Below are 8,545 nucleotides of genomic sequence, written 5' to 3' on the forward strand. Positions count from 1 at the left end.
CCACCCCGCCAAAGGCCGAAAGGCCCTTGGAACCCATCGGATTGGCGCCCATCCTGACGGGCGGGGCACCAATTATATTATAAATATCAATAGGAAGCGCGCTGCCAGGATGTAGCGCCAACGGCTCGGGGTCCAGGGCCGCTACGGTCCTGGCGGGGGTCCAGGGGGCGGAGCCCCTTGGTGGGGTTCAGGGGCAAGGCCCCTGATCACGCCATCGCCCAGGCATCTCCCTGCCTGACCACCACGCCTTCTTCCGCCAGCATTTCCAGGTTCGCCAGCAGGCTGCGGCTGGCCGCCCCCACCAGCTTCGGGTCCATCGGCCCATAGACCGGCCCGACCAGGGCCAGCGCCGTGCTCGGCCCGACTTCCCGCAGGGCGGCCACCACCCGGGCTTCCCGCCGGCGCCGGTGGGTGGCCAGCGCGTCCAGGAAGGGCATGGGGTCGGCCAGTGGCGGGCCGTGGCCGGGCAGGTACAGGCTGTCCTGCCCCTCGCGGTCGCGCAGCCGGCCCAGGCTGTCCATATAGGCGCGCATGTTGCCGTCGGGCGGGCTGACCACGGTGGTGGACCAGCTCATGACATGGTCGGCGCTGAACAGCACGCCGTTGCCTTCCATGCCGAAGCACAGGTGGTTGGCGCAGTGGCCGGGCGTGTGCAGGGCCGTCAGGCGCCAGCCGTCGCCCGCGATCTCCTCGCCGTCGGCCACGCGGATGTCCGGCTTGAAGTCGTGGTCGCCGCCCTCGCCGGGGGTCATGTGCGGGCCGAAGCCATAGGTCCGCGCGCCCGTCATCGCCTGCAGCGCGGCGGCGCCCGGCGAGTGGTCGCGGTGGGTGTGGCTGATGATGATGTGGGTCACCACCTCGCCGGCCGTGGCTTCCAGCAGGGCGGCCAGCTGCGCCTCGTCGGCGGGGCCCGGGTCGATGATGGCCACCCGGCCCTCGCCCACGATGTAGCTGTTGGTGCCGCGCCAAGTGAAGGGGCCGGGGTTCTGGCACAGCACGCGCCGCACGCCCGGCGCCACGTTCTGGGCCTTGCCGTACTCGGCCTCATCCTGGCGGAGGAAGGGGATGTTCACTGCTTTCTGGTCCGTCTCATTTCCCGGTGCAGGATATAGAGCCCAGCCGCGATGATCATGCCAGAGCCGATGACCATCGGCACACCGGGCAGCACGCCCCAGATCAGCAGCCCCAGGAAGCTGGCCCACAGGATCGAGGTATAGGAATACGGCCCGAGCGAGCTGACCTGGGCCGAGGCATAGGCTTCGGTCAGCAGCACCTGTGCCACGCCGCCCGTCAGCCCGATGCCCAGCAGCAGCAGCCATTCCGTGCCCTGCGGCGTGGTCCAGACGAAGGGCATGGTCACGCCCGTGAAGATCGTCATCAGGATGGACTGCCACATGACGATGGTGGTGGACTTCTCGGTGGCCGACAGGCCGCGCACCAGCAGGGTGGTCAGGGCGGAGAACACCCCCTGCACCACCGCGAAAAACATGCCGATGGCGATCCATTGATCGACGCCCGCGCTGAACGCGCCCTGGCCGAAGGCGATCACCAGGATGCCGCAGAAGCCCAGCAGCACAGCGCTCCAGCGATGGATGCCGGGGCGCTCGCCCAGGAACGGGATGGACAGCAGCGTCACGAACAGCGGCTGGGTGTAGGACAGCGCCGTGTGCTCCGGCAGCGGCAGCAGGGTGACGGCGTAGAAGCTGCTGCCCATGGCCAGCGTGCCCGTCATGGCGCGGAACACATGGCCCTTGAACCGCTTGGTCTGCAACAGGCCGGACGTATCGCCCATCCGCTTCACGATGATCCAGACGATGGGCATGGCCAGCGCCACGCGGAAGAACATCACCTCGTTGAAGGGAATGCGGTCGGCCACCAGCTTGACCATGCTGGACATGATGGTGAACAGCGCGGTGGCGGCCAGCATGCAGGTGGCGCCCCGGCGTATGTCATGCCTGAGCGGCACGGCGTTCCCTCGCTCTGATACGTTCGCGGTGAAGGTTGTAGATGCCCGCGCCGATCACGATGCTGGCGCCGAGCCAGGTCGTCCAGGCCGGGATCTCGGAAAACAGCAGGAAGCCCAGCACCGCGCCGAAGGGCAGCACCGAATATTCCAGCGGCGCCAGCGCGCCGACCGGGGCCAGCGCATAGGCGCGGGCGAACAGGATATGCGCCATGGCATTGGCGCAGCCGAACAGCAGCAGCGCCACGCCCGACCCCCAGCTGGTGGGCAGCAGTGAGACGGGAACCTCGAAGAAGGGCAGCGCCAGCAGCCCCAGCGGGATGTGGGCTGCCATCAGCCAGAAGGCGGCGGCGGCCGCGGTATCCGTGCGCGCCAGCACCCGCGTCAACACGCGGGAGATCGCCATGCCCACCACGGCCACCACCAGCAGCAGGGCCTCCCACCGCCACAGCGCGCCGCCGGGCTGCAGCATCACCAGCGCGCCGCAGAACCCCACCCCGCAGGAGAGCGCGCGGCGCCAGCCCACCGTCTCCCCCAGCACCGGGATGGCGAGCAGCGTCATCATGATGGGGGCCAGGGCCGCGACGGCATAGCTGTCGGCCAGCCCCACGCCGCGCATCCAGGCGACGTACCAGATGATGGCGACGGCGGCGTGCAGGAAGGAACGGCCGAACACCACGCGGCGGTTCCTGGGCCAGATGCGCCCGCGGAAGACGATGGCCACGACCAGCGCCCCCACCACGCCGCGCCACAGCAGCACGCCCGCGACACCCACCTGGGGCAGCACCCATTTCACGGCGGCATCGGCGCAGGCGATGATGGAATAGCCTGCGGCCGCCAGCATGATGCCGGTGACCGCCGCGTCGCGGGGCTGGGGCGTCACAGCGGGCCCAGCCCCCGTGTTGGGCCTTCCTCAGGCAAGAGTGGCTTCCGCCTTCATGCAGGTCGCGCCGTCCAGGTCGCGGGTCTCCAGCTTCGCGGTCTTGCCGTCCAGCGTGCCGAGCACCGTCAGGGTGCGGCCGTCGAAGGCCGGCCGCTGGCCGCGGAAGCTGAACTTCGCCAGCTTCGCGCCCGGGCCCGCCAGGGCCAGCGCGTGCGCCGCCAGGAAGGTGGCCTGCAACGGCCCATGCACCACCAGGCCAGGGTAGCCTTCCTCGCCGGTCACATAGGGGTAGTCGTAATGGATGCGGTGCCCGTTGCCCGTCAGCGCGGAGTAGCGGAACAGCATCAGGCTGTCCGGCATCACGGTGGTGCTGATGGCGCCCGGGATCTCGGGCGCGGCGGGGGCGGCCTTCACGGCGGCACCCTCCATGCCGCGATAGACGATGTCCTGCTCTTCCTCCAGCACCGGGCCGCGCGGGCCGCTGATCACGTGCTTCACGGTCACGAAGACCAGCTCGCCGCTGCCGCCCTTCTTTTCCTGGATATCCAGGATGGTGGAGCGGCGGGTCACGATGTCATCGGCCTGGATGCCGTGCGCCAGGAAGGTCAGCCGACCGCCGGCCCACATGCGGCGCGCCAGATGGTGCACGGGCGGCAGGAAGCCGCCGCGCTTGGGGTGGCCGTCGGGGCCGATGCCGTCGGGCTTCTTCCAGTCCTGGAACAGCATCCAATGCCACAGCGGCGGCATGTCGCCGGCCGGCGGGTCGATGCCCAGCGTGGCGGCGAAGCCCGTGATCAGGCGCGGGTCGCAGCGGTCCCGCACGGTTTCGGTCTTGCCGATGAAATCAGCGTAGCTGGACATTCTTATTCCTCCCGACGGAACAACCTGTAGCCTTCGAAGGCGCTCGTTTCCCGGTAATGGCTGAAAGTCTCGGCGAACAGAGGGTGGCGGCTGAAATAGGCGATCAGGTCGAAGCGCCGCCCGCCGCAGCGCTGGATGCCCGCATTGTCCGCCACCAGCACGGCGGCCGGGGGGGTGCGGGCGAAATCCTCGGCCACGGTGCGATAGACGAAGAATTCGGTGCGGCTCATCTCCCACGGCTCCCGGTACTGGGCGCCGTTGCGCGGGCATTCCTGATAGACGCCCTGCAGCAGCCACAGCGTCATGGTGCGCAGGGTGGACTGCGCCTCGGTGTAGTTCAGCGCGGGATAGACCGGGAAGACATCGGGCGAGAGCACCAGCAGCCGTTCGCCCAGCGCGCTGTCCTGCAATTCGCGGGTGACGATGCCGGCGCGCGACCAGGACCAAGTGATCTGGCGATAGGGCGCCTCGCTGCCCATCAGGTGGAAGAAGGACAGCACGGCGGCGGCCAGCACGGCGGCGCGCGGGGCCGCGGTTTCGGCGCGCGCCGGGGCCAGGGCCCGCCCGGCCCAATGCGCGGCCAGTATGGCCGCCAGCAGCCCGCCCAGCAGCTTCACCGGCAGCACGTGATAGGACCAGCCCTTTTTCTGCACCCAGGCCGACAGGAAGGTGCCCAGCGTGGCCAGCGCCACCACGCGGGCCAGCGGCGGCCCCCGCCAGAAGGCCAGCGGGCCCAGCACGGCCAGCATCACCCAGGCGGGCATCAGGCGCTCGGTGAACAGCACCTGCCACCAGTTCAGCCCGCCGAGAGAGATGTAGTTGTCCCACACCAGCGGCACGACATGGGCGAAATAGGCCGGGAACAGCAGCGGCAGGCTGAGCAGGTACAGCACCCACAGCCCGGCCATGATCCAGGGCCCGCTGTCCGCCGCCCAGCGCCGGGGGCCGAGGCAGCACAGCACCCACAGCTCCACCAGCCCGGGCACGGCCAGGAAATGCGGCTTGATGGCGAAGCCCACCGCCGCCAGCACCACCACCGGCAGCACCAGGCGCCGGGGCGGGCGCACCCCTTCGCCGCGCGCGGCCGCCAGCACCAGATAGGGCAGGCCCGCCAGCAGCATCAGGTGTTCGCGCTGGGCGAAGTCATAGCCGGCGCACAGCGCGGTCATGGCGATGGCGGCCATGGTGGCGGCGCGGGGCAGGGGGGGCAGGTCCAGCCAGGGCAGCAGCCGCCAGCACAGCAGCAGGCTGCCGGCCATCAACGCCAGCACCAGCAGCAGCAGCGCCGCCACCGGGCCCATGGGCGTATAGGCCCCGATCGCCGCCGGGATCAGGTTCAGCACGAAGATCAGCGGCGGGTTCACGTCGATCAGGTCGGTGTACAGGCGCTCACCGGCCATCATCCGCTGGGCGAAGTTCAGCACCGCTGCCACATCGTGGTTCAGCGGCGGCAGCATGGCGCAGATCAGCCAGGGCAGCCCGGCCAGCACCACCAGCAGCAGGGCCAGCGGCCCGCGCGCGCCATCCGCCGCGCGCCCCGGCAGGGGGCGCCACTCGGGGCGCGGTGACTCCCCCTGGGGGGGGTCTAGCCGCAGGGAATGGGGCTTCTGGCTGGATGGCATGGGCGTGATCGGGGCAAGTTTTGACCGGCCCTGCCCGCAGGGCAACCGGTTGTCTGACATGCCTGCCATGGTGGGGCCCGGCCATGGACTTGTTCCCGCCGTGATTGCCCGGCATGAGCATCCCTGTGGAAGCTGTCGAATACGACCTGATGGACGCGGCCGAGGAGGCCATGTGGTGGTACCGGGCCATGCATGCGCAGGCGCTGGCCGCCTTTCGCGCGCATGCGCGCGGCGGCACCGCCCAGGCCCTGCCGGTGCTGGATGCCGGCTGCGGCACAGGGGGCTTCCTGCGCCGGGCGGGCGCCGCCCTGCCGGGCACGGCCATGGTGGGGCTGGAATACAACGCCCATGCCGCCCAGCGCGCCGCCCAGAAGGCGGGCGTGCAGGTCGCCACCGGCAGCGTGAACGCCATGCCGTATCATGACGCGCAGTTCGGCGGCATCTTCAGCCTGGACGTGCTGTGCCACGCGGGGGCGGAACCCGCCGCCATGCTGGCCGAATGCCGGCGCGTGCTGGCCCCGGGCGGCGTGCTGGTGATGAACCTGCCCGCGCTGCCCTGGCTGCGCTCGGCCCATGACGCGCGGGTGTTCACCGTGCGCCGCTACACCCGCGCCTCCATCACGGCGGAGCTGGAGGCGGCGGGCTTCACCGATGTGCGCGCCCGCTACTGGAACGCCCTGCTGCTGCCGCTGATGATCCTGCAGCGCAAGGTGCTGGCCGCGCGGGCCGACGCGCCGTCGGACGTCACCCAATTCCCGCCCTGGCTGGATGCCTGCCTGTTCGCCGCCACCCGCCTCGAGGCGGGGCTGATGCGGCTGGGGCTGCGCTTTCCCGCCGGCGGTTCCGTCATCGTCTCCGCGACCAGGCCCTGAGGACCACCCCATGGACCAGCCCATCACCCATCCCGTCGGCCTTTCGATCGTGGTGCCTGTCTATCGTGGCGCGGACACGGTGGGGCAGCTCGTCGCCGCCCTGTCGGCGCTGAAGCCCGAGGGCGGGATCGAGATCATCCTGGTGAACGACGGCAGCCCGGACAATTCCGGCGACGTGTGCCGCCAGCTGGCCGCCACCGCCACCGTGCCGCTGATCTACATCGAGCACGCGCGCAATTTCGGCGAGCACAACGCGGTCATGACCGGGCTGCGCCATGCCCGCGGCGCCTATGTGATCAACATGGACGACGACCTGCAGAACCCGCCCGAGGAGGTCATCAAGCTGTATGACCACGCCCGGCTGGGCGACTGGGACGTGGTCTACACCCGCTATGAGAAGAAGGAGCACGAGGGCTGGCGCAACCTCGGCTCCCAGTTCGCGAACAAGGTGGCGGACTGGCTGCTGGACAAGCCGAAGGGGCTGTACCTGTCCTCCTTTCGGTGCATGTCCGCGCTGGTGGTGCGGGAAGTGACGAAGTACCGCGGCCCCTACCCGTATATCGACGGGCTGATCATGCAGGTGACGCAGCGCATCGACAGCATCGTGGTGGCGCATTACCCGCGCGCCGTGGGGCGGTCCAACTACACCATGACGCGGCTGATCCGGCTGTGGATGAACCTGGCGACCAATTTCTCGGTCGCGCCGCTGCGCATGGCGGTGTTCGCGGGTGCCGGCATGGGCGTGCTGGGGCTGCTGCTGGCGGTGTTCGTGTTCATCGAGGCCCTGACGGGCGACACGCCCTCCGGCTGGGCGTCGTCGATGATGATGATGCTGCTGCTGTCGGGCGTGCAGTTCATGATCCTGGGCGTGCTGGGCGAATATGTGGGCCGGGCCTTCCTGTCGGCCAATGGCAAGCCGCAGGGGGTGGTGCGGCAGGTGTTGCCGCCCCGGATCGAGGGGAACCAATCATGAGCCTGCATTGGCTGGTGCTGGCGGCGGCCATCTCGGCCTCCCTGGCGGGGCAGGTGCTGCTGAAGGCGGGCACGGGCGACGGCACGGGCAGCTTCTTCGCCCAGCTGTTCCGTTGGCAGACCATGGTGGGGCTCAGCGTCTATGGCGGGGCCGCGCTGCTGTACATCGTCGCCTTGCGGAAGATCCCGATGAGCGTGGCGCTGCCCTGCACGGCGGCCAGCTATATCGTCATCGCGGTGCTGGGCTGGTGGTTCTTCGGTGAGGGGCTGGGGCCGCAGAAACTGCTGGCGATCGGGCTGATCGGCGCGGGCGTGGTGGTGCTGGCCAGCGCCTGATGGCGCCCGGCCGGGGCGCCGAGCAGACGGTTTGTTAATTCTTTCCCTGCATCCTGCCGCTGTCGAGACAGTTGGCCGAGGGAAAGACGATGTCCGTGACCGTTGCCGAGGTGCCCACGACAGCCGCGCCGCTGGCGCCGGATGTGGCCAGCCTGCCGGATTTCCGCCTGCCGGACCTGGCCCTGGGGCTGGATACCAGCCTGCGGCCCCCCCAGCCCTCGACCCCGCCCGAGATGCCGCCCGCCATGTCCGGCGCCGAGCAGGCGCTGCTGCGCGCGGCGGCCAGCGGTTCCCGCACCATGGTGGAATTCGGTTGCGGCGGCAGCACCGGCCTGTTGCTGGACGCGGCCGAAGGCCGTCTGCTCTCCGTCGATTCCGACCAGGCCTGGCTGGCCCGCGTGGCCCAGGAGGCGGCCGCCGCGCGCGCCCTGCGCCAGGGCCGCATGGTGCAATGGCACGCCGAGATCGGCCCGACCCGCGACTGGGGCTGGCCGCTGATGGCGCCCAGCGCCGATACCGGCTGGCGCTATTGGGGCGCGCCCTGGTTCAGCATGCCGCGGGCGGATTTCGTGCTGGTGGATGGCCGCTTCCGCATCGCCTGCGCCCTGTCCGCCCATGGGCGGCTGGATGTGGGCGGGCACCTGGCCATCCATGACTACTGGCCGCGCCGCGCCTATCAGGACGCGCTGGCGCCGTTCTTCGAGGTGGTGGGCTCCGCCGGGACGCTGGCGCTGATGAAGCCCCGCCCCGCCCGGCCGGAGGATCTGCAGGCCGCCCTGGAATCCCACGCGGCCGATCCGCGCTAATCCCTTTCATCCAGGTCCGGCTGCCCACGGAAGCGCCGGGCCTTGGCCGCGTGCCCCCCAGCGGGTCACGGGTCGGCATGCGATATTTTTGCGGAGGGTCTCGACTAGCACGAGCGTCTGAAAGGTCGCTAATGCTATGAAAAGACTTGTGAACCGGTACGTCAAAAGTTCCAAACTTTCCGAGCCCCAGTTCCGGCTGTTCGCCAAGCTGTTCGCGGCCGATCTCACCG

Annotated in this window: 9 protein-coding genes; 4 read left to right on the forward strand and 5 right to left on the reverse strand. The window is 69.9% G+C overall.

The annotated features are described in order from the left end of the window. Nucleotides 1-206: 206 nt before the first annotated feature. Genes GT007_RS10105 through GT007_RS10125 form a run of 5 tightly spaced genes read right to left on the reverse strand, consistent with a single transcriptional unit; the run spans nt 207 to nt 5,329 of the window. Complete coding sequence (locus GT007_RS10105; RefSeq protein ID WP_160121473.1) at nt 207-1,073, reverse strand: MBL fold metallo-hydrolase; 867 nt, start codon at nt 1,071-1,073, stop codon at nt 207-209. Next, nucleotides 1,070-1,966: a DMT family transporter gene (locus tag GT007_RS10110; RefSeq protein ID WP_160121474.1), complete on the reverse strand. Its 897-nt coding sequence runs from the start codon at nt 1,964-1,966 to the stop codon at nt 1,070-1,072. Before GT007_RS10110 ends, GT007_RS10105 begins: the two co-directional genes overlap by 4 nt. Beyond that, complete coding sequence (locus tag GT007_RS10115) at nt 1,950-2,846, reverse strand: DMT family transporter (protein ID WP_236571591.1); 897 nt, start codon at nt 2,844-2,846, stop codon at nt 1,950-1,952. Before GT007_RS10115 ends, GT007_RS10110 begins: the two co-directional genes overlap by 17 nt. Before the next feature lie 30 nt (nt 2,847-2,876). After that, nucleotides 2,877-3,707, reverse strand: coding sequence for an HTD2 family dehydratase (locus GT007_RS10120; protein WP_160121475.1), 831 nt, complete (start codon nt 3,705-3,707; stop codon nt 2,877-2,879). A gap of 2 nt (nt 3,708-3,709) precedes the next feature. Next, nucleotides 3,710-5,329 carry a hypothetical protein gene (locus GT007_RS10125; RefSeq protein WP_160121476.1) on the reverse strand — a complete coding sequence of 540 codons (1,620 nt, stop codon included), beginning with the start codon at nt 5,327-5,329 and terminating at the stop codon, nt 3,710-3,712. 113 nt (nt 5,330-5,442) lie between these two features. On the opposite strand from GT007_RS10125, the gene GT007_RS10130 reads away from it, so the two are divergent. The 4 genes from GT007_RS10130 (at nt 5,443) to GT007_RS10145 (ending at nt 8,315) form a co-directional block, all read left to right on the forward strand. After that, entirely contained in the window at nt 5,443-6,201 is a 759-nt protein-coding gene (locus GT007_RS10130) for a class I SAM-dependent methyltransferase (RefSeq protein WP_236571592.1), read from the forward strand. 10 nt (nt 6,202-6,211) lie between these two features. Beyond that, nucleotides 6,212-7,174: a glycosyltransferase family 2 protein gene (locus tag GT007_RS10135; protein ID WP_160121477.1), complete on the forward strand. Its 963-nt coding sequence runs from the start codon at nt 6,212-6,214 to the stop codon at nt 7,172-7,174. Further along, complete coding sequence (locus GT007_RS10140; RefSeq protein ID WP_160121478.1) at nt 7,171-7,509, forward strand: SMR family transporter; 339 nt, start codon at nt 7,171-7,173, stop codon at nt 7,507-7,509. The genes GT007_RS10135 and GT007_RS10140 overlap by 4 nt, the downstream gene beginning before the upstream one ends. 89 nt (nt 7,510-7,598) lie before the next feature. Next, complete coding sequence (locus GT007_RS10145; RefSeq protein ID WP_160121479.1) at nt 7,599-8,315, forward strand: hypothetical protein; 717 nt, start codon at nt 7,599-7,601, stop codon at nt 8,313-8,315. Nucleotides 8,316-8,545 lie beyond the last annotated feature (230 nt).

The sequence above is a fragment of the Rhodovarius lipocyclicus genome (genome assembly GCF_009900765.1).
Taxonomy (GTDB): Bacteria; Pseudomonadota; Alphaproteobacteria; order Acetobacterales; family Acetobacteraceae; genus Rhodovarius; species Rhodovarius lipocyclicus.

Excerpts from the sequence above, each read along its gene's own strand:
- GT007_RS10120 (WP_160121475.1), bottom strand. The coding sequence starts at position 3,707 with ATGTCCAGCTACGCTGATTTCATCGGCAAGACCGAAACCGTGCGGGAC.
- GT007_RS10125 (WP_160121476.1), bottom strand. The coding sequence starts at position 5,329 with ATGCCATCCAGCCAGAAGCCCCATTCCCTGCGGCTAGACCCCCCCCAG.
- GT007_RS10130 (WP_236571592.1), top strand. The coding sequence starts at position 5,443 with ATGAGCATCCCTGTGGAAGCTGTCGAATACGACCTGATGGACGCGGCC.
- GT007_RS10135 (WP_160121477.1), top strand. The coding sequence starts at position 6,212 with ATGGACCAGCCCATCACCCATCCCGTCGGCCTTTCGATCGTGGTGCCT.
- GT007_RS10140 (WP_160121478.1), top strand. The coding sequence starts at position 7,171 with ATGAGCCTGCATTGGCTGGTGCTGGCGGCGGCCATCTCGGCCTCCCTG.
- GT007_RS10145 (WP_160121479.1), top strand. The coding sequence starts at position 7,599 with ATGTCCGTGACCGTTGCCGAGGTGCCCACGACAGCCGCGCCGCTGGCG.